We start from the raw sequence: 25,851 nt of genomic DNA, 5'->3' as shown, positions 1-25,851 counted from the left end.
GGCCGATCAGGGCTCGCGGATGAAGGGGTCCAGCGTGCGGATCGCGCCGTCCGCCTCGTGCGTCAGATCCAGCACCTTGGCGCTGCGCAGGTTGTTGCGGTTCGACAGCTGGGTGTCGTGGAAGAACAGCCGCCAGCGGCCGTCCACCTCGACGATGGAATGGTGGGTGGTCCAGCCCTGAACTGGCGACAGGATCGTGCCGCGATAGGTGAAGGGACCATAGGGCGTCGTCGCCGTGCCATAGGCCAGCAGATGGGTCTCGCCCGTCGACCAGCTGAGGTAATAGAGGCCGTCGTGCTTGTGCATCCACGCCGCCTCAAAGAAGCGGCGGTCCAGGTCGCCGCCCAGCAGGGGCTTGCCGTCCGTATCCACGATCACGGCGTCGCGCATCGGCTCGGCAAGGCTCAGCATGTCGTCGCTCAGACGGGCGACCTTGGGCGTCAGGGCCGGCTGGTCCGGGCGGCCCAGGTCGGTGTCGCCGCCGGCCGGGTCATAGGTTCCCGTGGCCCAGCGCTGCAACTGTCCGCCATGAATGCCGCCGACGAACAGATAGGCCGCGCCGTCGTCGTCGACGAAGACGCTGGGGTCGATGCTGAAGGCGCCGGGGATCGGTTGCGGCTGAGGACGGAACGGTCCCTCGGGCCGTTCGCCGACAGCCACGCCGATGCGGAAGACGCCCTCGCGGTCCTTGGCCGGGAAGTAGAGGTAATAACGGCCGTCCTTTTCGGCCGCGTCGGGCGCCCAGAGCTGGCGAGACGCCCAGGGCACATCCTCCAGGGCGAGGGCGACCGGATGCTGCGTCACCGGCCCGCCGATCCGGTCCATCGACAGGACGACATAGTCTCGCATCGCATAGCCCTTGCCCGGCTGATCGTCGGCAGGCGGGGCCTCGATGTCGTGCGAGCCATAGACATAGACCCGGCCGTCGAAGACGTGGGCCGACGGATCGGCGAAGAAGATGTCGGTAGTCAGGGGTTGGGCGCGATAGGCCAGGCCCTCGGGCGACCGGTCGGGAACCGTTTGCTGGGCCTGGGCGGACGTGCCGACGATCAGGACCAGGGCAGCAGTGCTGAGAAGACGCGCGATCATGTCGTAGGCCTCGCCACGGCGATCAGGCGGCTCATGGCGTTGATGTAGGTTCCTGTGGAGATGCCCATCGGCCCGCTGGCCTCTGTGAAGGGCGAGGTGTCCCAGTCGTCGCCGACCTGGCCGCGATCGACGAAGCCGGGTGGCGGTTCGGCCGGGCCGGGGCCGCGATAGGGGTGGCTGGTGGTCTTCAACGCGACGGGCCAATAGCCCTCGGCGTTCAGTCCCGAGACCAGCGCCGCGACCGGAGCCGGCCCGGCGGCGTTCAGGTCCGAACCCGCCTGCGGACGGGTGATGACATAGTCCGGCATCAGCGACGGCCCGCGCCCCAGCAGCGGCGAGTTCTGCGTCGCCTGCTCAGGCGACAGGGCCGAGACCTGGGCTGTGCGACGGCGCAGGGCGGCCACGTCGATGTGCTTCTCACCACGCGCGCCGGTCATGTCGAAGTCGGCGTAGTATTCGCCGTTCTGGGCGTTGGAGCCGCGTCGATGCACGGCGATGAAGCGGTTGGTCCCCGGCTCGACGAAGCGGAAGAAGTTACGGCCGTCGTTGTGGGCCTCGACCGGCGCCTCCATCCGCTCCAGCCAGTCCAGCGCCTGCGGCAAGCGAGCCAGGAAGCTGCGGTCGCCGGTCAGCCGATAGAAGTCCAGCATCTTGTCGATGGACGCGGCGGTCGTATGCGGCGAGACGGCGGCGGGCTCATAGGTCCGTCCCCAGGCGGGCTTGAAGTCGGGGGTGTATTGCAGCGCCCAGCCCGGCGTCGGGTCCGGCTGTTGCAGGTCGCGGTAGCAGGCCATGGCGCGCTGGATCGGCTCGCGCACCCGCTCGTCCTTCAGCTGTTGGAGGACCAGCAGAAGGAGGTCGATGTTCTCGTCCGCCACCTCGTCGTTCAGGGTGATCAGGCCGGTGTAGTCGGGCTTGCCGTGGTTCTCGAATGCGCCCGCCCGGGGCCAGCGCTGGGGCCATCCGCCCGACGGCAACTGGCTGGTCAGGACGAAGTCGATGGCCTTGTCCACGGCGGGCCGGAACCGCGCCTCGCCCTTGGCCAGATGCAGCCGCAGCAGGAAGCGGGTGCACTCGACCGTGGCGTGGTCGTCGAAGGTGGCGTTGCCGTAGTAGTGCTGAAACTCCTCCAGCCGCCAGCCATTGGCGCCGATGGTTTCGTACCAGCGCCGGATCGAATCCTCGCCCGCCGTGTCGATGACGTAGTTCCAGCCGCCCGCCGGATGCTGGCCCTGGATCAGGGCGTCGGCCGCCTGGGTCGCGGCCGTGTAATAAAGATCGTCGCCGGTCGCCCGCCAGGCGTCCAGAAAGATCTGTCCCATCTCCGGCGTGCCCGGCGCCTGGGTCCAGATCATGGTCGGATAGGCCTCCATCTCGCCCCAGCGGCGCGACAGGTCGGGCACGTAGGACCAGACATATCCGCCATTCACCGCCACCTTCTCCGTCATGAAGCGGGTGGCGCGCGCCATGGTCGCCAGCACCTGGGCGCGCGTCGGCTCGGCCGCGCGCCAACCGGCCAGAGGCGCAGCCAGAGCGGCGCCGGCCGCAGTCGCCAGACAGGTGCGTCGGCTCAGCATCGAAGACCCCTTCGTTTCCCGGATGTCCGACGCTCTGACGGCGACTTGCGGAATGACACCGCTGGACATGTCTGGAAATATAATAATACTTTTCGGCAAATGGCTAGGGAGGAAAGGCCATGAAGTGGCGAGTGGGCGGCTTCGCCGCAGCGGCTTTGATCGCACTGTCGAGCCTGGCCGGCGCGCAAGACGCCGATCCGCGCGCCGTATGGCGGATACCGCCCATCGATTTCTCCCACGCCGGCTATCACGGCGGCGGCGTGGTGCCAGCCATCCATCCGGCGACCCTGATCGTGGAGCCTGTCGAGGGCGATGACGGCGCGCGGATTCAGGCGGCGATCGACCTCGTCGCGGCACGGCCCGCAGACCGGCGCGGCCATCGCGGCGTGGTCCAACTGACGCCCGGAACCTATGAGGTCGAGGGCCAGGTGCGCATCGCGGCCGACGGCGTGGTGCTGCGCGGCGCGGCCGGTGGCGGGACGACCGTCGTGGCGACCGGCGTGGATCGTCGCGCCCTGATCGCCGTCGTTGGCGAAGGCGGCGCTGCGCCTTCCGGCGATCCCGTGTCGGTCGTCGGCGCCGTGCCGGTGGGGGCCATGCGCCTGCCGCTGGTCTCCACCGCAGGCCTCGCGGTCGGTGATCGGATCACGATCCGGCGGTCCAGCACAGACGCCTGGATCGCCGCTTTGGGCATGGACGATTTCGTCGGCTGGCGGCCCGAGGGGCGGCTGAACTGGAAGCCGGGCACGCGCGACATAGTCTGGGACCGCACGGTCACGGCGGTCGAGCCGGGCGCCGTGGTCATCGACGCCCCCCTGACCACGGCGCTGAACCCGGCGATGGGCGGCGGTCTGGTCACACGCGGCCCGTCCACGCCGCGCATCCGCGAAGTCGGCGTCGAAGGTCTGACCCTGGTCTCCGCCCACGATCCCGCACGACCGATGGACGAGGATCACAGTTGGTACGCCGTCGCCTTCGACGGGGTCGAGGACGGCTGGATTCGCAATCTGTCCGCGCGCGGCTTCGTCGGCTCGGTGGTCGATCTGGGCGAGACGACGCGGCGCATCACGGTTCAGGACGTCTCGGCCTCCGACCCCGTGTCCGAGATCGGCGGCTGGCGCCGGCGGGTCTTCTATACGGCGGGCCAGCAGAGCCTGTTCGTCCGCTGCGACAGCCGCGACGGCATCCACGACTTCGGCCTGGGTCATGCGGCGGCCGGCCCCAACGTCTTCCTCGACTGCACCGCCACGGACGCGAAGGGCGACAGCGGCGCGCTGGAAAGCTGGGCCTCGGGCGCCCTGTTCGACGGGGTCAAGGTGCGCGGCGGCGCCCTGACCCTGACCCATCGGGGACGCGAGGCCCAGGGCGCCGGTTGGGCCGCCGCCAATTCCTTGCTGTGGAATTGTGAGGCGACAGTGGTCGAGGTGCGCAATCCGCCCGAGGCCCCCAACGCCGCCGTCGGCTGTCGCGGCGAACGGATCGGCGACGGGGTGCTGGAGGATCCGCGCGCCCAGCCCGGCCGCGACTTCCACCGCGCCCAGCCGCAGGAACCGACCAGCCTGTATCGCTATCAGCTTGAGGCGCGTCTGGGCGCTTCGGCCCTGCGTGCGCTCGACCCCGTCGTCTTGCCTGCGCCCGCACGCGGAACGCCCAGCCTGACCGAGGCTCAGGCCGCCGCATGGCGCGACGCCCAACGTCCGTCCGACGACCGACATCCCCTGACCCTGGCCGACGGCCGGTTCCAGATCGACGGCCGCCCGGCCTATGTGCGCAAGATCGGCTTCGCCTTCTTCCAGGCCCAGATGCCCACGGCCGCCGCCGCCGCCTCAGGCCCCTTCCTGACCCGGTTCGCGCCGGGCAAGATCGGACTGGGCCTGACCGACGATCTGGACGCCCTGGTCTCGGGGCTGAACACCGGCGACGTGGTCCAGCACAACTACGGCCTCTGGTACGACCGCCGCCGCGTCGATCACGACTTCTACGGCTCGCCGGATCAGACGGACGGCGAGGTCTGGTCGCCCTTCATCGAACTGCCCTGGGCCCGCAGCGGGCAGGGGCGGGCCTGGGACGGCCTCAGCAAATACGACCTGACCCGTTTCAATCCCTGGTTCTTCGACCGGCTGGATGGGTTCGCGGAACGGGCCGAGCGGCGCGGCGTCGTCCTGCATCACCGCATGTATCTGCAGCACTGGCTGCTGGAGAGCCGCGCCCATTACGTCGACTTCCCGTGGCGGCCGATGAACACGATCCAGGCGACGGGCATGCCGATGGAGGTTCCGGCGGCCGAGGTCTTCTGGGACGTCTCCGACCCCGTGCGGCGCGACCTGCATCGGCTCTATATTCGCCATACGCTTGATGCGCTGAAGGACCGCTCCAACGTCATCTTCGGCCTCGACCCGGAATACACCGGCCCTGCATCCTTCGTCCGCTTCTGGCTGGAAACCATCGCCGAATGGGAGGCCGAGACCGGCCGCTCGGTCTGGGTCGTGCTGGAGGCGCCCAAGGCGGTGACGGACGCGGTGCTGGACGATCCGGCCCTGTCGCGCGTCATCAATGGGGTCGAGTTCCATCACTGGACCTATCGCCCGGACGGGACGCTGTTCGCGGTCGAAGGCGGCATCGACAAGGCGCCGCGCGAACAGGTGGACGCCATCGCCCGACCCCAGGATCTGGCCAACGGCGCTGACGCCGCCCAGGTGCGTCGTGACCTGTGGAAGTCCACGCCCGCCATGCGTTACCGCGCCTATCGCGAATACCGCGACCGCCGCGCCGACCTGGCGCTGCTGGACGGCGACGACGCCTATCCCGACTTGAGCCGAGCCGTCGAGGCGGCCTTCCCGGCGGCGGCGCGAGCAGGGATGCGACCCTCCGACCGCGTCATCGCCGGACCGTCCTCCTGGGGCGGGGCCGACGCCGATGGGCGGTTGCTGGTCTATGCGATCGAAGGCCCCGCGACGCTGCGCCGACTGGCCCGACCGATGACCGTTCGCTGGGCCAGCGGCCAGGGCGTCGCCTGCCTGCCCGCCGGTGCGACCCGCCTGGAAAGCACGACCGCCGCTCCCTGGGCCGCCCGGCTCGAACCCACCGCCGCCTGTGCGAACTGAACCGAAGGAAATCCCATGACGCTCGCCGCCATCCTCTCGTCCGTCGCGCTGCTCGCCGTCCCCCAGGCCGCACCCGCGCCGCCGCCTGGGGGCACGCCGATCACGCCGATCCAGGCGTCCAAGATCATTCTGGTCGGCGATTCCACCACGGCGGTGATCGGCGGTTGGGGGCCCAGCTTCTGCGCCGACCACGTGACCTCCTTCGTCGCCTGCGTGAACCTGGCGCGGGGCGGGCGCAGTTCGGGCAGCTATTTCGCTGAAGGCTCCTGGGATCTGGCCCTGGCGGAAATGTCTACGCCCGGCTTCGTCCAGACCTATGTGCTGATCCAGTTCGGCCATAACGACCAGCCGGGCAAGCCGGGCCGCTCCACCGATCTTGCGACCCAGTTTCCCGCCAATCTGAAACGCTATGTCGAGGAGACCCGCGCACGTGGCGCCATCCCCGTCCTGCTGACGCCGCTGACACGGCGTCAGTTCGTCGACGGCCGGCTACAGAACGACCTGGTCCCCTGGGCCGATGCGGTGCGCAAGGTCGCCGGGGAGACGGGCGCGCCCTTGGTCGATCTGAACACGTCCAGCGCCGCCGCGGTCCAGGCCCTGGGGCCGACGATGTCCGCCCGCTTCGCCCAGGTTCCGCCGTCGCCCGAGGTCGCGGCCGCCCTGCTGACCGGCACGACCATCCCCGGCTCGACCGGCGTGACGCCGGCGCCGGCCACGCCTGCGGCCCAGGCCCAGAACAACGCCGCCGTCGAGCCGCTGGGCCAGGCGCGCGTATCGTTCGACTACACGCACCTGGGACACGAAGGGGCGGACTTCTTCGCCGCCATGGTGACGCGCGATCTGATCCTGGCCGTGCCCGCCTTGCGTCGGGTGCTGGTGCCCTGAGGCGTGCGGCATATAATCATATTATTTGGTTTGCTGACTTTTGAGCCGGCCTGGCTTACGACCGCAGGATGAGCGCCAGCAACGATGCCCCGGTCGGTCCCCTCAGATCGACGCAGGTCCTGTCCACGCACGAGCAGATCGTGCGCGCCCTGGCGCAGGACATCCTGACCGGCCGCCTGGCGCCGGGCGAGAAACTGCCGCTTGAGGCCGATCTGCTCGACCGTTTCGGCGTCTCGCGCACGGCCTTGCGCGAGGGTCTGAAGACGCTGGCGGCCAAGGGGTTTCTCAGCGTCAAGACGCGCGTCGGCACCCGCGTGACCGATCCCGTCCACTGGAACTATTTCGACCGCGAAGTCCTGACCTGGCAGGTCTCGGGCGGCATGGACGCGGACTTCAGGCGTCAGTTGGCCGAGGTGCGTCGCGCCCTTGAACCGGCCGCCGCCGCCTTGGCCGCCCAACGCCGGACGGCGGAAGATCTGGTCGCCATGCGCCACGCAGTGCAGAGGATGCAGGTCAAGGATTTGTCCGAGCACGATTTCGCCCTGGCCGACCTGGCCCTGCATGTCGCCATCGGCGCGGCGTCGCAGAATCCGATGATGCGCTCGCTGGCCAGTGTCATCGAGACGGCCCTGCTGGAGGTCTTCACCCTCAGCCCGCCCACACGCGACCTGCGGCTTCAGGCCGACACGGCCGCCGCCCACGAACGCATCGTCGATCTGATCGAACGACAAGATGGCCCCGGCGCCGCCGAGGCCATGCTGTTCGTGATCGACGCGGGTTACGAGCGGGTGGAAGCCGAGCGTCGGGGATAATGGCCCTGCCTCAGCGGCGTGCGCGGGCTTCCAGTTCGCCGATGCGGCGGCTGAGGTAGGCCGTGTCGTCGGCCGACGGGCTGGTGCGGGTGTAGGCGGCGTCGAGACGGGCGAGATCGCCGGCTTCGACGCGGATGTCTGCGGCCTCGGCGCGGGTGACGGCGCCCGAGCGTTCGGATGCGGTCAGGGTGGTTTCCAGGTTCGTCAGTCGAACGCGCGCCGTCAGGTTGGCGGCAGGCGGCGTCGTGCCGGTCGGGCCGTCGCCGACACGCAGGTCCAGAGCATCCAGGCGCGCGTCCAGATCGGCGCGTTCTGTGGCGTTGATCGTCCCGTCGGAATTATAGCGGGTCTCGATCTGGATCAGGGCCTGATAGTCGGTTTTCAGGCGCGTGGCCTCGGTGCGGGTCAGACGGCGAGCGGTCACGGCAGCGTCCACGCGGGCGTTGAAGGCCGCGCGGCCCTGGGCGACCGTGTCGGTCTCTTCATAACCCGAGGCGCCAGATTGCAGCGTCTGGGTCAGGGCCGTGTAGCGGGCGTTCAGGTCCGCGCGCTCCTGAGTACTGATGCCGTCGGCAGCGTAACGGGTCTCCAGATCGACCAGGGCCGTATAGTCCGATCTCAACCGCGTCGCGGCCGAGCTGGACACCGAACCGGCGCGTAGGCTGGCGTCCACCTGGGTCGAGAACTGGCTCTGTCCATCACGCAAAGGACGGCCGCCGCGCAGCCAGGCCTGATCCATGGCCGAGAGACCGAGCCGATCACCGAACAGGGCTCCGACTACGGCGCCGAGGCGGTCCTGGGTCGTCGATGGGGCCTGGGTCTGGGCGCTGGCGGCGCCGGCGGCGAGGGTCAGGGCGGTCGTGGCGAAGAGGGCGAGGCGGATGCTGGGCATGGATGCGGCTTTCGGGCGTCTGTGGGACCCCAAGAACGACCCGCGCCTTGCATTGGTTGCCGCCTTCGCCAAACGGCGTGACGCCGCCTCAGCCCCGAATGAAGTGCGGCACGAAACGCGAGGTGTTGCGGGTGATGCGCCCCACATCCTCGCGCAGGCTGATGCCGGCGGGCTCCTTCCCGACCACCCACGACCCGACGATCACATGGTTGCCGTCGAAGTTCGGCGGATCGCACAGCGCCTGGCGGATGTAGCGCCCCTCGCCATAGCCGCCGTCCACGACCTCGGCCGCGCTGAGGCCCTGGTCGATCAGTTCGACATTGTCGCCCTCGCGCGAAAACAGCGGCTTGCGGACATAGGACGACCCCAGCGCGCTCTCGTCCAGATCGCCCTCGAAATAGGATTCCAGCAGATTGGGGTGGCCCGCATGCCGTTCCCACAACAGGGGCAGGATGGCCTTATTGGACAGGATGCTCTTCCACGCCGGCTCCAGCACCGTCACGTCGGCGGTGGGCAGGGGGGCGGCGTAGTCGTCGCGCAGCATCTGCTCCCACGGATACAGCTTGAACATCGCCTGGATGATCCAGTTCTCGTGGTCCACGAAGCGGCCGTCGGCGTTCAGGCCGATCTGGTCGATGGCGACGAACTGCGGGTCCAGCCCGGCCTGACGCGCCAGGTCTTCGAGGAAGCGCACCGTCTGGCGGTCCTCGACAAAGTCGGCGTCCGAGGCGAAATGCACGAAGCCGCCGTTCGGGAAGATGGCCCGGAACCGATCGACCAGCTTCTCATGCAGGCTGTTGAATTGGTCGGCGTCGGCGGGCAGGGCGCCGGCCGCGATCTGATCCTCCAGCCACAGCCACTGGAACACCGCCGTCTCATAGATGCTGGTCGGGGTGTCGGCGTTGTATTCGTACAGCTTGGCCGGACCGGTCCCGTCATAGGCGAAGTCGAACCGGCCATAGAGGGACGGATCGCCCCGCTTCCAGCTGGCGGCCACATAGTCCCGCATGGGTTCGGGAATATCGAGCTGCTCCATCAGCCGCTCGGACTGGACGGCCTCGTTGACCAGCTCAAGGCACAGGCCGTGCAGTTCCTCGGTCGGCGCCTCGATCCCATCCTCGATCTCGGCCAGCGAGAAGGCGTAGGCCGCCGTCTCGTCCCAATAGGGTTTGCCGTCGGTATGGCGCCAGGTGAAGCCCAGTTCCTCGGCCTTGGCGTCCCAGTCGGTTCGGGGATCGAAGCGCAGACGCTCCATGGATCAGGCCGGGTCTTTGTCTGGAGCCGACTGCCCGATGCGCGGCGTGACCACCGTCACCTCCGGCTGGCTCAGACGGGCCAGGACGTCGTCGGCCGACGAATGGCCGGGCAGGATGCCGGCCTCGCGCAGCTTGGCGTCCAGGTCGGCGCCGGTGCGGCGGTCTTCCAGCGCCTGGTTGGCGTTCAGCTTCTCTTCCTGGATGGCCTGGCGCTGCTTGATGCGTTGCAGGCTGTCCGCCGCCGAGCCGATGCGCGACTGGGCGCCGGCCGAGTTCAGGGCGACCGAGGTCTGGGCGCGCTGGACAGAGTCGTTGACCTTGACGATGTCGATCTCGCGACGAAGCGTCTCGATCTTCTGGTCGGTCGAGGCGATGGCGGTGCGCAGGCGCGTCTCCGCCGTCTTCATGTCTTCGATCAGCGGGCCGCGGCTGGTGATCTCGACCTCCAGTTCGGCGATGCGGCCGGCGACTTCGCGTGCCAGGTCGGTCTTGCCCTGGCTCATGGCCGAGCGGGCCGAGCTTTCGTATTTGCCGATCTGGTCGCGGAAGCTGGACATCTCGTTCTCGGCCATGCGGCGGCGCGCCACCAGGCCGGCCAGGTCGTCGCGCGCCTTGCCCTGGGCGTTGTCGGCGTCGCGGATTTCCTGATCGAGGATCTTCAGCGCATTGGCGTCGACGACGCCCTGGGCGGCGTCATGGGCCGAACCCCGAAACAGGGCGGACAGTTTTCTGAGCATGGACATGGTCGGTCTTCCGGGATCAGGCGGCGTCGGCGCCGAAGGTTTCACGCAGTTCGGTGGCGTCGATCGCATTCTCGGCCAGGGTGCGCAGTTCGATCAGGATGGTCTGCAGCGTCGTCTTGCAAGAGAGTTCGCCCATCAGCTCATACACGTCTTCGCCACCGACGTTGGTGATGGCGAAGTTGGACAGGGGCACAACGCGCTGGGCCTTCAGCAGGAACTCGTTGAAGGCATGGCGGTCGGCCTGTTCGGCGACGGGCCACAGCAGGACCGAACAGACGATCTGCGCGCCGCCGACGCTCAGATAGACCGGCAGGTCGCCATATTCGTGCATGGTCGCCAGCAGCACGGGCTCGGCGCCCTCGACCACGCGCAGGGTCATTTCCCCGTCGCGCAGCAGGGCGGAACCGTCCAGCGCCGACTTGATGGCGGGCACGGTCCAGGGGGTTTCGATCACGGCGTCCATATGGTGGTCGTCTCCAGGGGTGATGGGATCAGAAGTGGGGCGGCGCGCCTGCCTGGCAAGGGTTTGGCCGGCAAGGTGCGGGCCGCGCGTGGAATCTGTGACGATAGCGCGCACGGCGGCTTTCACGTCGTCGCGGGCGGTCTCCGGCACCCAAAGCTCCAGCTTGACCAGGCCCGCCTCGCGACGCGCCTGTCGCCACGCACGGATGCGGTCGTTTGCGGCGGAGGAGGATGAGGCGTCATTCGGCATGTCGTTACATGAAACGCGTAACATGAACGCTTGACTTGATGCAAGATCGGACGGAAGTTGTGGGCATGAACCGCCTCATTCGGTCGCATCGTCTCTGTTCGCTCGCCGTCGGCGCGCATCGGGCCTAGATAGTCGCCCATGTTCAAGAAGCTTTTCGGATCGTCGGAGAAGGCCGCGCCCGCCAATCGGCTGGCGACGGTGCGCAACATCACCGTAGGTCGCACCGTGTCGCTGGACCCTCTGGCCTGGCGCCGTCTGGGCGAAGAGACCCACTTCACCCTGGATCGCGACGTGCTGGATATCTCGGCGCAGGGGTTGGTAAGCCTGGACAGCGGTCAGTTCGTGCATCGCTTCTACACCGACGACCACGTCATGCTTCAAGCCATGAGCGACGACGAGGCGGGGCTGGAAAGCTATGACTTCAGCCTGTTCGTGCCTTGGACCTCGGCCTACCCGCCGGGCGAGCGCGAGCGCCGCATCTGGCGCGACCGCCTGTCGGCGCCGGTCTTCCACGGCGCGGCCGAAGAGCTGCCCGACTATCCGCGCTTCTGGTTCGCCGAGAGCGACGCCATCCAGCCGCCGGTCACCCTGTGGGAGACGATCTGGGACGACCGCACCGCGACCACCCCCTATGCCAAGATCTTCCAGACCTGCATGCTGTATGCACGCGAGCTGGGCGGCGGGCGCGAACTGATGATCGCCCTGGAGCAGCAGCCCGAGGGCGGCGAGACGACGCACGAAATCATGATCGGCATTCCGCTGGAAATGGCCGAGTTCCGCGCCTGAGCGCGCAATCCGAGGGGCAAGACAGATGTTCGACTGGTTCGTATTTCAGCAGGGGGCGATCGCCTTCCTGATCGCCTTCGCAATGGCGGGCGTCTTCACCCTGGCCTTCAAACTGGTCTATCAGTGGGTCACGCCGTATCACGAACATACGCTGATCCGTCAGGGCAACACCGCCGCCGCCATCGCGCTGGGCGGCGCCCTTATCGGCTATGTCCTGCCTCTGGCCTCGGCCCTGTCGTACACCGTCAGCCTGATGGAGTTCGCCGCCTGGGCCCTGCTGGCCGGCATCATCCAGATCGTCGTCTTCGTCACCATCAGCCGCATGGCCTTCCGCAATCTGGTCGTCCGCATCGAGGCGGGCGAGATCGCGGCGGCCGTCTATCTGGCCTCCATCTCCATCTGCGTCGGCCTGCTCAACGCCGCCTGCATGACGTCGTGACCGCCATGACCGATCCCAAGGACCTGCCCAAGACTGACACGATGCGCCGGCTGAAGCGCTCGCGCGTGCTTCATGTCAGCAGCCTGATGGCGACCGCCAGCTTCTCGCTGGCCGCCTGCGGCTCGCCCCAGCGCGTCCCGGCGCCCGATCCCGAACCGACCCTGGCCTATCAGTCGCTGGACGAGTGCAAGGCCGCCAACGACATCCCCGACGATCAGTGCGACGCCGCCCTGACCAAGGCCCGGGAAGAGGCGGCCAAGACCGCGCCCCGCTATGCCTCGCGCGAGGAGTGCGAGGGCCAGTGGGGACCGTCCCAGTGCCAGCCCAACAACCAGGGCGGCAACGGCTCCTTCTTCACCCCGCTGCTGACCGGCTTCATCGTCGGCCAGATGCTGAACGGCGGCTATCGCGGCGGCGGTCCTCTGTATCGCGACCGGGAAGGCCGGCTGTCGAACGGCTACGGCGGCGGCTACACCTACCGCGACTACCGCACCGGCAAGACCCTGACCAATGCGCGCGAACACGGCGACGTCGCCCGCCAGGCCCCGACGCGGGTGCAGAGCCGCACCACCGTCGTCTCGCGCGGCGGCTTCGGCGGCGGCGGCCGCAGCTACGGCGGCTAATCCGACCCAAGCGTTTGTGGTGATTTTGAAAGCCTCCGATCCTTGCGGGTCGGAGGCTTTTTCGCATTCCGGCGACCGGCCCGGTTTTATGGTTCCTTTATGCCCGGCGCCGGGATTCACATCGCGACGTTACGGCCGCCCATGATCTCCTCCTGCTTCACTTGAGCCTGAGGAGGCCGGATTGGCCGACGTGATCTTTCTGGCGGTGGGGGCAGGGGCGTTCGCCGCCTTCGCCCTGCTGGCCACAGCATTGAAACGGGTGTGACGATGATCGCCATGCTCTGGGGAGCGGGGGCGGTCGCCGTCGCCGTTTACATGGTCGCGGCGCTGCTGCGGCCCGAGCGGTTCTAAGGGACCGGGACTTAAATCATGAACATTCAAGGATGGGGCGAGATCGCCCTGACCCTTGGGCTGGCCGTAATGCTCGGCTGGCCCATCGGCGTTTATATGTCGCGCGTCTGGAACGGCGAACGGACCTGGCTGGACCCGGTGCTCAAGCCGGTCGAGGCCGTCTTCTACGGTGCGGCCGGCGTCGATCCGAAGCGCAGCCAGGGCTGGTTTGGATACGCCGGCGCCCTGCTGGCCTTCAATCTGGCGGGCTTTGTGCTGCTGTATGCGATCCTGCGTCTGCAGGGCGTGCTGCCGATGAACCCGCAAGGCTTTGCGGGCGTGTCGCCGCACCTGGCCTTCAACACCGCCGTCAGCTTCGTCACCAACACCAACTGGCAGAGCTATGGCGGCGAGGCGACGATGTCGACCTTCACTCAGATGGTCGGGCTGACGGTGCAGAACTTCGTCTCGGCCGCCACCGGCGCGACGATCGCGGCCGCCCTGGCGCGCGCCTTCGTCGCCAATCGCGGCGAGGGCGTCGGCAACTTCTGGGCCGACCTGACGCGCACCACCCTCTATGTCCTCTTGCCCGCCGCCCTGATCCTGGCCGTGACCCTGTCCGGTCTCGGCATCGTCCAGAGCCTGGCGGCCAATGTCCATGCGACCGGCGTCGAGGGCGGGTCGCAGACCCTGCCGCTGTTCCCGGCGGCCAGCCAGGTCGCGATCAAACAGTTGGGCATCAACGGCGGCGGCGTCTTCAACGTCAACGGCGCCCATCCGTTCGAGAACCCGAACGCCATCACCAATCTGCTGACCGCCGTGGCGATCAACGTCATGGGCTGGGCCGCCTTCTTCGCCTTCGGCCGCACAGCGATGGCGGGACGCGACATCAAGGCCCTGGCGGCGGCGGCGCTGATCCTGCTGACCGTATCCTCGGCCGCCATGTACGTCATCGAGACGCAAGCACCGCCGTCCCTGGTCGCGGCCCAAGTGGACGCCTCGGTGAACATGGAGGGCAAGGAGGTTCGCTTCGGCGCCCCCGCCTCGACCGTCTGGTCCGTCGTCACGACGGGCGCCTCCAACGGCTCGGTCAACGCCATGCACGCCAGCTTCATGCCCCTGGGCGGCGGCTTGCAGATGTTCCTGATGCAACTGGGCGAGATCCTGCCCGGCGGCGTCGGTTCGGGCATCGCCATCATGGTGGTCATGGCCCTGCTGTCGGTCTTCGTCGCCGGCCTGATGGTCGGGCGCACCCCGGAATATCTGGGCAAGAAGATCGAGGCGCGCGAGATCCAGTTCGCCATGATCGCGGTGCTGATCCTGCCGCTCGCCATCCTGGGCTTCACCGCCGTGTCGGCCGTCTTCCCGACGGCGCTGGCGGGCCTGTTGAACAAGGGACCGCACGGTCTGTCGGAGATCCTGTACGCCTACACCTCGGCGGCGGCGAACAACGGTTCGGCCTTTGCGGGCCTGACCGCCAACGCCCCCTGGTGGAACACGACACTGGGTCTGGGGATGCTGTTCGGGCGATTCATTCCGGCCGTCGCCGTCCTGGCCATCGCCGGCAGCCTGGTCGTCAAGCCCAAGTTGGCGCCCAGCCTTGGCGCCCTGCCCACCGACAACGGCCTGTTCATCGGCCTGCTGATCGGCGTGATCCTCATCCTCGGCGGTCTGCAGTTCCTGCCCGCCCTCGCCCTGGGACCGATCGTCGAGCACTTCCAGGTGCTCGCCGCGGTCGCCGGCGCCTGATCCTCCGGACATCATTAAATGACACAAATCACATTGGACACGAGCGGGGGGGACCCACGCGAGGGCGGCCGTGCGTCGCCCCTCGCGGGCGGGCTCTCCGGGGCGATGATCGGACGCGCCGTCGGCGAGGCCTTCGTCAAGCTGAACCCCGTCAAACTGATCAAGAACCCGGTCATCTTCACCACCTGGATCGTGGCGCTGCTGTCCACGATCTCGGCGGCGGCCGCCATCGCCAGCGGTCAGTCTGCGGCCTTCGCCGTGCAACTGGCGCTTTGGCTGTGGGCCACGGTCCTGTTCGCCAATGTCGCCGAAAGCATCGCCGAAGGGCGCGGCAAGGCGGCGGCCGACAGTCTTCGGGCCACCCGCGTCACGACCAAGGCCAAGCTGATCGTCGATCCCAAGACCGGCACGGTGGTCCCCACCAATGCGTCGGAGCTTGAGGTCGGGTCGATCATCCTGGTCGAGGCCGGCGACGTGATCGCCTCGGACGGCGAGATCATCGAGGGCGTGGCCTCGGTCAACGAGGCCGCCATCACCGGCGAGAGCGCCCCGGTGATCCGCGAAAGCGGCGGCGACCGTTCGGCCGTGACCGGCGGCACCACCGTCGTCTCCGACTGGATCAAGGTGCGCATCACCGCCAAGCCGGGCTCGACCTTCCTCGACCGCATGATCGCCATGGTCGAGGGCGCGGACCGCAGGAAGACGCCGAACGAACTGGCCCTGGCCGTGCTGTTGGCCGGCCTGACCCTGATCTTCCTGATCGCGGTCGTGACCCTGGTGGGCCTGGGCGCCTATTCGGGCGTCGATCTGGACCCGATGGTCCTGGGCGCCCTGTTCATCACCCTGATCCCGACCACGATCGGGGGACTGTTGTCCGCCGTCGGCATCGCCGGCATGGACCGGTTGCTGAAGGTGAACGTGCTGGCCACCTCGGGCCGTGCGGTGGAGGCGGCAGGCGACGTCGACACCCTGCTGCTCGACAAGACCGGCACCATCACCTTCGGCAACCGCATGGCGACCGAGGTCATCCCGGTTCCGGGCGTGCGCCCCGAGGCCGCTCTGGCCGCCGCCGTCATGGCGTCGCTCGCCGACGAGACGCCCGAGGGCCGCTCCATCGTCGAGCTGGGCCGGAACGCCGGCGTCTCGGTCGATAAGCCCGCCGGCGCCGTCGCCATTCCCTTCACCGCCGTCACCCGCCAGTCGGGCCTGGATGTCGGCAAGGACAGCTGGCGCAAGGGCGCGGTCGATGCGGTGTTGAAGGATTTGAACCTGACCGACGGTTCAGCCCCGGCCGAGTTCCGCCAGGCCGTGGACCGGATCGCCCGTTCGGGCGGCACGCCCCTTGCCGTGACCCAGAACGGCGCCCTGGTCGGCGTCATCCACCTGAAGGACGTGGTCAAGCCGGGCGTGAAGGCGCGCTTCGCCGACCTGCGCCGCATGGGCCTGCGCACCGTCATGATCACCGGCGACAATCCGGTGACGGCCGCGGCCATCGCTTCGGAAGCCGGCGTTGACGACTACCTCGCCGAGGCCACGCCCGAGGACAAGATGCGCCTCATCAAGGCCGAACAGGCCAAGGGCCGTCTGGTCGCCATGTGCGGCGACGGCGCAAACGACGCCCCTGCGCTCGCTCAGGCCGACGTCGGCGTGGCCATGCAGACCGGCGCCCAGGCCGCGCGCGAGGCCGGCAACATGGTCGATCTCGACTCGGACCCGACCAAGGTCATCGAGATCGTCGAGGTCGGCAAGCAATTGCTGATCACGCGCGGCGCCCTGACCACCTTCTCGGTCGCCAACGACGTGGCCAAGTATTTCGCCATCATTCCGGCGATGTTCGTGGTCGCCCTCCCGTCGCTCGGCGCGCTGAACGTCATGCGGCTGCACAGCCCCGAGAGCGCCATTCTGTCGGCGGTGATCTTCAACGCCCTGGTCATCGTCGCCCTGATCCCGCTGGCGCTGAAGGGCGTCAAATACCGGGCCATCGGCGCCGGCGCCCTCCTGGGTCGCAACCTGCTGATCTACGGACTGGGCGGCCTGATCGCCCCGTTCGTCGGCATCAAGCTGATCGACCTCCTCATTTCCGCGCTCGGCCTGGCCTGATGCGCGTTTCCAAGGACATCTCCATGCGCAAATCCCACTCCAGGGCCTCGGGTCGCAACGACGCCTGGTTCGCCGCCGCCTGCATCCTCGGCATCGCCGGTCTGGGCCTGTGCAGCGAGGCCAAGGCCCAGGATAACCCCGCCCTCCCGGACGGCGTCGACCTGACCAAGAACGGCTTCTACCCCGGCGGCTATCAGCGGACCAGCAATCTGGCGGTGGACCTGCGCTATCACGACACCGATCAACACGACTTCGGCGATGGCTACGGCGCGCGCGCTGTGGTGACGCTGAAGGCCAGCTTCTGAGGCGACGATCATGGTCAACCAACTTCGCCCGGCCATCGTCATGACGGCCCTCTTCACTCTGCTGCTGGGCCTGGCCTATCCGCTGGCCGTCACAGGCATCGCCCAGGTCGCCTTTCCGGAACAGGCCAACGGCAGCCTGGTGCGCGACGCCGGCGGTCAGGTCGTCGGCTCATCCCTGATCGGTCAGCCCTTCGCGGGCGCCACCTATCTGCATCCCCGCCCCTCTGCGGCGGGCGCCGGCTATGACTCCGCCGCCTCGTCCGGCTCCAACATGGGGCCGCTGAATGAGGACCTGGCCGCGCGCGTCGCCGAAAGCGCTCAGACGATCCGCGCCGAGGACGGCCCCGGCGTCATCCCCGCCGATGCGGTGACGACCTCGGGTTCCGGTCTCGACCCCGACGTGTCTCCGGCCTACGCTCGGCTTCAGGCCGCGCGGATCGCCCGCGCCAGAGGCGTTCGCGTGCAGCAGGTCCAGAGCATCATCGACGCGCACATCGAGGGGGCCTTCCTCGGCTTCATCGGCCAGCCGCACGTCAATGTCCTGCTGACCAACCGCGCGCTGGACGCCCGCTTCGGCGCGGAGGGCTGATTGCCCGAGACTTCGAGCGAAACCACGCCCGGCCCTTCAGCCGCTCCGCGCCGCAAGCGCGGGCGGCTGAAGGTGTTTCTGGGCATGTCGCCCGGCGTGGGCAAGACCTACGAGATGCTGCGCGCCGCGCGCCGACGAAAGGCCGAGGGGCTGGATGTCGTCGTCGGCGTGGTCGAGACCCACGGCCGCAAGGAGACGATGAGCCTGCTGCGCGGGCTGGACGTCATGCCGCGCGCGCCGATCGAACACCGCGACCGTGCGCTGATGGAGTTCGATCTGGACGGCGCCCTGGCGCGGCGTCCCGAACTGCTGCTGGTCGACGAATACGCCCATTCCAATGCGCCCGGTTCGCGCCACCCGAAACGGTGGCAGGACGTGGAGGAGCTGCGCGACGCCGGGATCGACATCTGGACGACGTTGAACATCCAGCATCTGGAGAGCCTGTCCGACGTCGTCCTGCGCATCACCGGCGTGCGCCAGCGCGAGGCGGTGCCCGACAGCGCCCTGACCGGCGCCGACGACATCGAGGTCGTGGACATCACGCCCGAGGACCTGCGGGCGCGTCTGGCCGAGGGCAAGGTCTATGTGCCCGAGACGGCGCGGGTGGCGTCCGAGAACTTCTTCAAGATCGAGAACCTGACGGCCCTGCGCGAACTGGCCCTGCGCCGCGCGGCCCAGACGGTGGACGACCAGCTGTTGTCGCACCTGCGCGAGCGGGGCGTGTCGGGGCCGTGGGCGGCGAACGAGCGGATCCTGGTCCTGATCGGCGGCGACGCCATGACCGCCTCGCTGGTTCGCACCGGACGGCGGATGTCGGACATGATGATGGACGCCCCCTGGTCGGTGGCCCACGTCGAACGGCCCAGCGGATCGCGCGCCGACGCCCGCTCGGCGGGGCGGCTGTCCGAGGCCTTCAAGCTGGCCGAACAACTTGGCGGCCGGCCCGTGACGATCAGCGGCGACGACGTGGTGCGCGCCGTGCTGGATCACGCCCACAGGAACAACGTCACCCAGATCGTCATCGGCAAGACACGCGGCGGACGGTTCAGCGAATGGACCGGTCGGGCGCTGGCGACCGAACTGCTGCGCAAGGCCCAGGGCGTCGCGGTCCACGTCGTCACCGAGGGCGACCTGACCGCGCCCGAACCGGCGTTGAAGTCGGGTGTCAAGGCGGCGCTGGACTGGCGTGGTTATCCGGCCGGCGCGGCCTTCGTCCTGGCGGCGACGGGGGCGGCCCTGTTGCTGGACACGCGGTTCGAGCGGGTCGATCTGGGCGTCATCTATCTGGCGGCGGTCGTGGCGGCGGGGGTGCTGAACGGGCTGCGGCCCGCGCTGGCGGCGGCGACCCTGGCCTTCCTGACCTACAACTTCCTGTTCCTTCAGCCGCGCTACAGTTTCCTGATCGGCTCGCCGACCGACGTGCTGACCCTGATCCTGTTCTGGGGCGTGGCCCTGGGCACAGGCGCCCTGGCGGGGCGGGTGCGCGAACAGGCCAGGGCGGCCCAGCGTCGCGCCGCCGCCGTCTCGGCCCTGCTGGCCGCCAGCCAGGCCCTGTCGGCCGGTCAGGATCGCGCGACCACGGCCCGCAGCCTGGCCGAACAGGCCTCGGCCGCCGCCGGCGCCGGGGCGGTCGTCCTGCTGCCGGACGAGGACGACATCGTCCTGATCGGCGCCAGCCCCGAGGGCGTGACCCTGGCCCCCGACGCCATGGCCGCCGCCCGCTGGGCCTGGACCCATGGCGAGGTCACGGGCCACGGCACCGGCACCCTGCCGCAGACCCACTGGCGGTTTCAGCCGCTGCAGGGCGTTCGCGGTCGGGCCGGCGTGGCGGGCATCGACACCTCGGCCGTGGCGGCGGGCTCGGACGAGGAACGCCTGGCCATGGCCCTGCTGGACCAGGGCGCGGTGGCGCTGGAGCGGGCCGATCTGGCCGGTCAGGCGCTGGAGACCGAGACCCTGCGTCGCGCCGACCGTTTCCGCGCCGCCCTGATGAACTCGGTCAGCCACGATCTTCGCACGCCCCTGTCCACCGTCCTCGGCTCGGCGACGACCCTGATCGACTATGGCGCGACCCTGAAGCCCGAGGTCCGCGACGACCTGTTGCTCAGCATCCGCGAGGAGGCCGAACGCCTGTCGCGCTATGTCGGCGACCTCTTGGACATGACCCGGCTGGAGGGCGGCGGGCTGAACGTCCGCACCGACTGGAGCGATGTGCGCGACATCCTGAACACCGCCGCCGACCGGGTGTCGCGTCGCCTGGGCCGGCGCAAGGTCACGCGCGACTTTCCGGCCCAGCTCAGCATGGTGGAGGCGGATCCGGGCCTGTTGGAACAGGCCGTGGTCAATATCCTGGAAAACGCAATCGCCTACAGCCCCGACGGCACGACCATCGAACTGGCGGCCTATGAGGATCGCGGCGCCGTCGTCATCTCCATCGAGGACGAGGGCAGGGGCATTCCCACCGCCGAGCTGGAACGGGTGTTCGACAAGTTTCGCCGCATGGAAGAGTCCACGGATCGGGCCAAGGGCGCCGGTCTCGGTCTGGCCATCGCCAAAGGCTTCGTCGAAGCCATGCGCGGCCGCATCGCCGCCGCCAGCCCGATCCAGGACGACGCCGACGGCAAGCGCGGCACCCGCATCCTGATCAGCCTGCCCAAGTCCATCGCCACCCACCCGGATCTGCTGTGATGTCCGCCGTTCGCCCCCAGGTTCTGGTCATCGACGACGAGCCCCAGATCCACCGCTTCCTGGCGCCTGCCCTGGACGCCGCCGGCTATGAGCCCCGCCGCGCCGACAGCGGTCAGGAAGGCCTGCGCGCCATCGCTCTGTGGAGCCCCGACGCCGTGGTGCTGGACCTGGGCCTGCCCGACATGGACGGCAAGGACGTGCTGACGCGGGCGCGCGACTTCTATCAGGGGCCGATCATCGTCCTGTCCGCCCGCGACCGCGAGGCGGAAAAGATCGTCGCCCTGGACCTGGGCGCCAACGACTATGTCGAAAAGCCGTTCGGCGTCGGCGAACTGCTGGCCCGCATCAGGGCCGGCCTGCGTCAGGGCGCGCTGACGCCGGTCGCGGGCGGGGTGGTCACGGCGGGCGATGTCGTGATCGATCTGGACCGCCGCATCGTCACCCGCGCCGGCGAGCGGGTGAAGCTGCGGCCCAAGGAATACGACGTCCTGGCCTATCTGACGCGCAACGCCGGCAAGGTGCTGGGCCACGTCGATCTGCTCAAGACCGTCTGGGGCGCCGGCCATGCCGACGACGTTCAATATCTGCGGGTCGTCGTGGGCCAACTTCGGCACAAGCTGGAGGCCGATCCGGCCGAGCCGACCCTGGTGGTCACCGAACCCAGCGTCGGTTATCGGCTGAACGTCTGATCGTCCGGCTGGCGTCGGCGGCCGGACTTCCCTTATTAGGGACGGCTCTCTCGCCCCACCACAGACCGGACCGCCTCGCCTCATGACCGCATCGCCGCCCCGGATCGGAGGCCTGGACGTCGAAAGCTGGGGCGACCCGGAAGATCCCATCGTCCTGTTGATCGGCGCACCCGAGAGCCTGTCCGGCGACTGGCGGCGGTCGGTGCGGGCGCTGGTCGAGGCCGGGCGGCACGTCGTGCTGGCCGCCGATTTCGATCAGACCGAGGACGGCTCGGCGGCGCTGAGGCGTCTGCTGACCGAAATCCCGTCGCGGCCTGCCATCGTCTGTTCGGACCGGACGCTGGACGCGGTGGCACCCGCGCTGGCCGTCACCGGCCCGGCTCTGGCCAGCTGCATGACGATCATCGCCGGCGAAGGGCAGGGCGCCGTGTCGCCCGAGGTCGAGACCCTGCTGGCCGGCCTGCCGGTCCAGATCATCTCCCGTGACGACGGTCCCGATCCGGTCGAGGCCGACAACGCCGCCCTGTTGGGCTTCCTCGAACGCCAGGCGCCGCGCGAGGCCATGCTGTATCAGGCCGGGTCCGACCCGCGCACCCTGCGCGACGCCCTGGGCTGTTTCGCGACCGGGGTGACGGTGGTCACGACGCGGGACGAGGCCGGTCAGCCCGTCGGCCTGACCGCCAACTCCTTTTCCTCTGTGTCGCTGGACCCGCCGCTGATCCTGTTCTGCCTTGCTCGCTCGTCCACCAACGTCGAGCGTTTCCGCCAGGCCGAACATTTCGCCATCAACGTCCTGCACATCGGCCAGCAGCCGACTTCCGGCGTCTTCGCCCGGTCCCATGCCGACCGGTTCCAGGACGTGGCGTGGGAGACCTGGGACACCGGCGCGCCCATCCTGTCGGGCGCCCTGGCCAGTTTCGAATGCGGCACGGAGCAGATCGTCGAGGCCGGCGATCACCTGGTCATCATCGGCCGGGTGACGCGCGCGCGGTTCGAGCCGCGCCGCGACCCGCTGCTCTATTTCCGGGGCAAGTATCGGCGGCTGCACTTTTCCTGACCGGCCCGGATCGCTATCTGTCCGCGCAACAAGAGGAACCGCTCCATGTCCGATCCCGTCGTCATCGTCTCCTACGCCCGCACCCCGATGGGCGGTTTCCAGGGCGCGCTGTCGGACGCCAAGTCCACCGACCTGGGCGCCGTCGCGGTCAAGGCGGCGCTGGAACGCGCCGGGCTGGACCCGAACAAGGTCGAGCAGATCATCATGGGCTGCGTCCTGCCCGCCGGCCTGGGCCAGGCGCCGGCGCGTCAGGCGGGGATGGGCGCGGGCCTGCCCGTCTCGACCGAGGCGACCACCATCAACAAGATGTGCGGCTCGGGCATGCAGGCGGCCATGATGGCGCACGACGCTCTGGCCGCCGGATCCGCCGACGTGATCGTCGCGGGCGGCATGGAGTCCATGACCAACGCCCCGTATCTGATGACCAAGCACCGCGGCGGCGCCCGCATCGGCCACGACGTCATTTCCGACAGCATGTATCTGGACGGGCTGGAGGACGCCTACACGCCCGGCAAGCTGATGGGCCAGTTCGCCGAGGACACGGCCAAGGTCTATCAGTTCACCCGCGAGCAGCAGGACGCCTACGCCATCGAGAGCGCCGGCCGGGCCAAGCGCGCTCAGGACTCAGGCGCCTTCGACGCCGAGATCGCCTCGGTCGAGGTCAAGACCCGCAAGGGCCCCGTCATCGTCGACCGCGACGAACAGCCGACCAGGTCCGACCCCTCCAAGATCCCCAACCTGAAGCCCGCCTTCGGCAAGGACGGCACCATCACCGCCGCCTCGGCCGCCTCGATCTCGGACGGCGCCGCCGCCCTGGTCATGATGCGCCAGTCGACGGCTGATGCGCTCGGCCTGACGCCCGTCGCCCGCGTCGTCAGCCAGGCCGCCTACGCCCACGAGCCCAGCCTGTTCACCACCGCCCCGGTCTTCGCCCTGCAAAAGGCGCTGAGGAAGGCGGGCTGGAGCGCCGACGACGTCGATCTGTGGGAGGTCAACGAGGCCTTCGCCATCGTGCCGATGATCGCCATGCAGGAACTCGGCATCCCCCACGACAAGATCAACGTCAACGGCGGCGCCTGCGCCCTGGGTCACCCGCTCGGCGCCTCCGGCGCCCGCGTCCTGACCACCCTGCTGTCCGCCCTGAAAGCCCACGGCAAGACCAAGGGCATGGCCGCCCTGTGCATCGGCGGCGGCGAGGCGACCGCGATGGGCGTGGAGCTGGTTTAGGCTCTCCGCATGTCGCGTTAGAGGACTTGGTGCGCGTGCTAAAGTGGGATGCGGACAGAGACTAAGCTCGTGCCTCACGCTTCGGTAAAGCCAACTGAGTTGGCAGTTCGCGATCGATGTCCTTTGCTGATCACAAACGCCACTAGGCTCATGACGCCCGCCGCGTACGGAGCGAACCTCAGGAGCGCCTCTTGGCCATCGCCCCCTGAATCCACGCGCTCGGGCTGTGGCAATCCTCCGATGACAGAGTAGCTGGCTCTGCCGCCGTCGGCTGGAATCCATTGGGGCGGCTCAGGCCGCGTACCCGCGAGGTAGTCGAGAAGCGCCAGATTCCAACGGACGCTGTTTTCGAACGGGTCATCGTCGAACCGTTCCGGCGCGTGATGGCTCACGATCTGCGGATAGACCGCCTTTATGCAACGGAATGCTCGCCGACGCTCGCCATCCGGACCGATGGGGCACCACTCGCGCGCACCGGACGACACCGCCCAAGCGAAGCCGTGACTGAAACAGGTGAGAACGCGGTGCTCGGGCCGGATCACCGTGCGCCCTAGATCGTCCCTCATTCCCCAGCGGCCGTCCGCCTGAAACGGGGTGAGGCCGCCTTCACAGACAAGGTCAGGGCGGGGAGGCTGCGGTTCCGAAACTGCGCGGCCCATGGCGTCGATCCACTGTGGGTCAGCACCTTCCACCCGGAACACCCCGCCCCCAGCGGGGCGCAGTTGGTCAAAACGCGGCGAGACGGTGAACCGCCCAAGCCGATCGATGATGCCCCATTTTCCGTTGAGCTGGACGGCCGAGCTGTCGCCGTTGAAGCCGTACAGGTTCTCGAACCCCCGCTCGCCGCCCAACACCCGGCCGTCGGGCATGACTATGAACCAGCGGTCTGCGCGCTTTAGCGAGAACGGCCCTGGGCATTCACGCTGCTGAAGATGCCCGGGTTCATAAGTTCCTGCAGACCTGCCATTGGGTCCACGAACCTCGACGCGTGCGCCGCGGCGGATGAAGGACGGCCCGTCAGGACAGTCCAGCAGCGTCGTTCCCTCCAACTGGTCCGGCAGCAATCGGCCGCTTTGATCGATGCTGTACCAGACGTCACCCAGGCGCCCCCGAGGCAGCAGCCCTTCTTCCGAAATATCGACCTCATCGAAATAGCGCCCCGCCAACAGGGTGCCGTCGAGGTTCACAATGCCGGCGCTTGGCTCGCCGGTCGGATCCTCTAAGCCACTGGCGCGCCCTGTCCTGTCTGCAAGGCCGTAGCCGGCGCGCCAATAGCCGAGCCAGCGACGTTCCATGGGTACGACAAGCTCGCCGTCCCCGTCGATCGCTCCGGAGAGAACGCTGGCCCGGCGCTCGGCGGCAGGGACCGTACGATCCGGCAGACTTCTGACGATGGCGCGCCCGCCGGCAAGCCACTGAACGTAGCTATAACGAGGGGTGACCTGCCATGACCCATCAGCGCGCATCAGTCCCCACACATCCTCGTGGTCTTCATTGCGCCGCCCGGCCCAGATCAGGCCACGGGCTGGATCGAAAGCCGTGAACTGAAGATCAGGCGAAGTCAGCCAACCTCGCCGACGGTGGTAGAGACCTGCGCCTTCGATGCCCGAAAGTTTGGCAGGCTCAGTATCAAGCCCGAACAGGCCGTCAGACCGCGCACTGGAACCGAGCGGGACTGCAATGAAGACATCGCGCGCGAACGGGATGACACGCTTGAATTGGCGGCTAATGATCATTCGCCCGCGCCGGTCAATAATCCCAGACGCTTCGTTGACCCGAACCTCCGCGAATGCCCCGTAAAAGGACGCCACTTCAGTATAAGCTGGCCGGATCACCAGATCGCCGCTGCGGTCGATATAGCCCCATCTGCCGTCGATTCTGACCGCGGCGAGCCCGTTGCGGAAAGGCTTCGCGGCTTCGTATCGCATGGGAATCCGGAGTGTCTCGGTGTCCCGTTCGACATAGCCACAGAGCTGGAATGGGCCGCCGCATCTCACCCACCAGCTGGAGGGATCGTCAGCGGCCGCCGCAGGGAAAACAAGGCCGCACATCAGGGCGAGGGTGATGATCGCGGCTCGCATGTTCGACTTCCTGATGGTGACGCTTCCCAGCAATGACGCCACCATCCACAACTTCCAGTTACCACGAAGCGTTAACGAGCGTGCGGTTACGACTTCGGACGTCATGAAACCCTATCGT

The 25,851-nt window shown here is 68.4% G+C and carries 22 protein-coding genes; 15 read left to right on the top strand and 7 right to left on the bottom strand.

What is annotated here, in order from left to right; translation table 11 throughout:
- Nucleotides 1–6: 6 nt before the first annotated feature.
- Entirely contained in the window at nt 7–1,089 is a 1,083-nt protein-coding gene (locus AC3ISA_RS02820) for a glycoside hydrolase family 43 protein (protein ID WP_489179251.1), read from the bottom strand.
- Complete coding sequence (locus AC3ISA_RS02815; protein WP_489179250.1) at nt 1,086–2,666, bottom strand: pectate lyase; 1,581 nt, start codon at nt 2,664–2,666, stop codon at nt 1,086–1,088. The genes AC3ISA_RS02820 and AC3ISA_RS02815 overlap by 4 nt, the downstream gene beginning before the upstream one ends.
- A 119-nt stretch (nt 2,667–2,785) precedes the next feature.
- Here AC3ISA_RS02815 and AC3ISA_RS02810 point away from each other — a divergent pair, with 119 nt between their 5' ends.
- The 3 genes from AC3ISA_RS02810 (at nt 2,786) to AC3ISA_RS02800 (ending at nt 7,467) form a co-directional block, all read left to right on the top strand.
- Complete coding sequence (locus AC3ISA_RS02810; protein WP_489179249.1) at nt 2,786–5,770, top strand: DUF6298 domain-containing protein; 2,985 nt, start codon at nt 2,786–2,788, stop codon at nt 5,768–5,770.
- Nucleotides 5,771–5,785: 15 nt separating this feature from the next.
- Nucleotides 5,786–6,655 carry a rhamnogalacturonan acetylesterase gene (locus tag AC3ISA_RS02805; protein ID WP_489179248.1) on the top strand — a complete coding sequence of 290 codons (870 nt, stop codon included), beginning with the start codon at nt 5,786–5,788 and terminating at the stop codon, nt 6,653–6,655.
- 68 nt (nt 6,656–6,723) lie between these two features.
- Nucleotides 6,724–7,467, top strand: a complete 744-nt coding sequence (locus AC3ISA_RS02800; RefSeq protein WP_489179247.1) for a FadR/GntR family transcriptional regulator — start codon at nt 6,724–6,726, stop codon at nt 7,465–7,467.
- A gap of 10 nt (nt 7,468–7,477) precedes the next feature.
- Here AC3ISA_RS02800 and AC3ISA_RS02795 read toward each other — a convergent pair whose 3' ends face one another.
- The 4 genes from AC3ISA_RS02795 to AC3ISA_RS02780 form a co-directional block, all read right to left on the bottom strand.
- The gene (locus tag AC3ISA_RS02795) at nt 7,478–8,359 is read right to left on the bottom strand and encodes a hypothetical protein (protein ID WP_489179246.1); all 882 of its coding nucleotides are present in this window, start codon (nt 8,357–8,359) and stop codon (nt 7,478–7,480) included.
- Between the two features lie 88 nt (nt 8,360–8,447).
- Nucleotides 8,448–9,614 (bottom strand): glutathionylspermidine synthase family protein, encoded by a 1,167-nt coding sequence (locus AC3ISA_RS02790; protein WP_489179245.1) that lies wholly within the window; start codon nt 9,612–9,614, stop codon nt 8,448–8,450.
- Nucleotides 9,615–9,617: 3 nt separating this feature from the next.
- Nucleotides 9,618–10,358, bottom strand: coding sequence for a PspA/IM30 family protein (locus AC3ISA_RS02785; RefSeq protein ID WP_489179244.1), 741 nt, complete (start codon nt 10,356–10,358; stop codon nt 9,618–9,620).
- A gap of 16 nt (nt 10,359–10,374) precedes the next feature.
- On the bottom strand, nt 10,375–11,070 hold the full coding sequence (locus AC3ISA_RS02780) for a YjfI family protein (protein ID WP_489179243.1): 696 nt from the start codon (nt 11,068–11,070) through the stop codon (nt 10,375–10,377).
- A gap of 138 nt (nt 11,071–11,208) precedes the next feature.
- On the opposite strand from AC3ISA_RS02780, the gene AC3ISA_RS02775 reads away from it, so the two are divergent.
- The 12 genes from AC3ISA_RS02775 (at nt 11,209) to AC3ISA_RS02720 (ending at nt 23,652) form a co-directional block, all read left to right on the top strand.
- Nucleotides 11,209–11,856, top strand: coding sequence for a DUF2491 family protein (locus AC3ISA_RS02775; protein WP_489179242.1), 648 nt, complete (start codon nt 11,209–11,211; stop codon nt 11,854–11,856).
- Between the two features lie 25 nt (nt 11,857–11,881).
- On the top strand, nt 11,882–12,295 hold the full coding sequence (locus AC3ISA_RS02770) for a DUF350 domain-containing protein (protein WP_489179241.1): 414 nt from the start codon (nt 11,882–11,884) through the stop codon (nt 12,293–12,295).
- 5 nt (nt 12,296–12,300) lie between these two features.
- Complete coding sequence (locus AC3ISA_RS02765; protein WP_489179240.1) at nt 12,301–12,918, top strand: DUF1190 domain-containing protein; 618 nt, start codon at nt 12,301–12,303, stop codon at nt 12,916–12,918.
- Between the two features lie 267 nt (nt 12,919–13,185).
- Complete coding sequence (locus AC3ISA_RS02760; RefSeq protein WP_409719786.1) at nt 13,186–13,269, top strand: potassium-transporting ATPase subunit F; 84 nt, start codon at nt 13,186–13,188, stop codon at nt 13,267–13,269.
- A gap of 18 nt (nt 13,270–13,287) precedes the next feature.
- Nucleotides 13,288–14,997 (top strand): potassium-transporting ATPase subunit KdpA, encoded by a 1,710-nt coding sequence (kdpA, locus tag AC3ISA_RS02755; protein ID WP_489179239.1) that lies wholly within the window; start codon nt 13,288–13,290, stop codon nt 14,995–14,997.
- Between the two features lie 18 nt (nt 14,998–15,015).
- Entirely contained in the window at nt 15,016–17,097 is a 2,082-nt protein-coding gene (gene kdpB / locus AC3ISA_RS02750; RefSeq protein WP_489179238.1) for a potassium-transporting ATPase subunit KdpB, read from the top strand.
- A gap of 23 nt (nt 17,098–17,120) precedes the next feature.
- A complete protein-coding gene (locus tag AC3ISA_RS02745; RefSeq protein ID WP_489179237.1) occupies nt 17,121–17,402 on the top strand; it encodes a hypothetical protein in 282 nt (93 codons plus the stop codon).
- Nucleotides 17,403–17,412: 10 nt separating this feature from the next.
- Entirely contained in the window at nt 17,413–17,991 is a 579-nt protein-coding gene (kdpC, locus tag AC3ISA_RS02740) for a K(+)-transporting ATPase subunit C (protein ID WP_489179236.1), read from the top strand.
- Nucleotides 17,992–20,679, top strand: a complete 2,688-nt coding sequence (locus AC3ISA_RS02735) for a DUF4118 domain-containing protein (RefSeq protein WP_489179235.1) — start codon at nt 17,992–17,994, stop codon at nt 20,677–20,679. It abuts the gene before it with no gap.
- Nucleotides 20,679–21,368: a response regulator gene (locus AC3ISA_RS02730; RefSeq protein WP_489179234.1), complete on the top strand. Its 690-nt coding sequence runs from the start codon at nt 20,679–20,681 to the stop codon at nt 21,366–21,368. Before AC3ISA_RS02735 ends, AC3ISA_RS02730 begins: the two co-directional genes overlap by 1 nt.
- 82 nt (nt 21,369–21,450) lie before the next feature.
- Nucleotides 21,451–22,425: a flavin reductase family protein gene (locus AC3ISA_RS02725; protein ID WP_489179233.1), complete on the top strand. Its 975-nt coding sequence runs from the start codon at nt 21,451–21,453 to the stop codon at nt 22,423–22,425.
- A gap of 45 nt (nt 22,426–22,470) precedes the next feature.
- On the top strand, nt 22,471–23,652 hold the full coding sequence (locus tag AC3ISA_RS02720) for an acetyl-CoA C-acyltransferase (RefSeq protein WP_489179232.1): 1,182 nt from the start codon (nt 22,471–22,473) through the stop codon (nt 23,650–23,652).
- A gap of 74 nt (nt 23,653–23,726) precedes the next feature.
- Here AC3ISA_RS02720 and AC3ISA_RS02715 read toward each other — a convergent pair whose 3' ends face one another.
- Nucleotides 23,727–25,838, bottom strand: coding sequence for a WG repeat-containing protein (locus AC3ISA_RS02715; protein WP_489179231.1), 2,112 nt, complete (start codon nt 25,836–25,838; stop codon nt 23,727–23,729).
- Nucleotides 25,839–25,851 lie beyond the last annotated feature (13 nt).

Source organism: Brevundimonas sp. KH_058, from assembly GCF_057838505.1.
The sequence above is the reverse complement of the archived record's forward strand: the minus strand, read 5'-3'. Positions and strand labels throughout refer to the sequence as shown.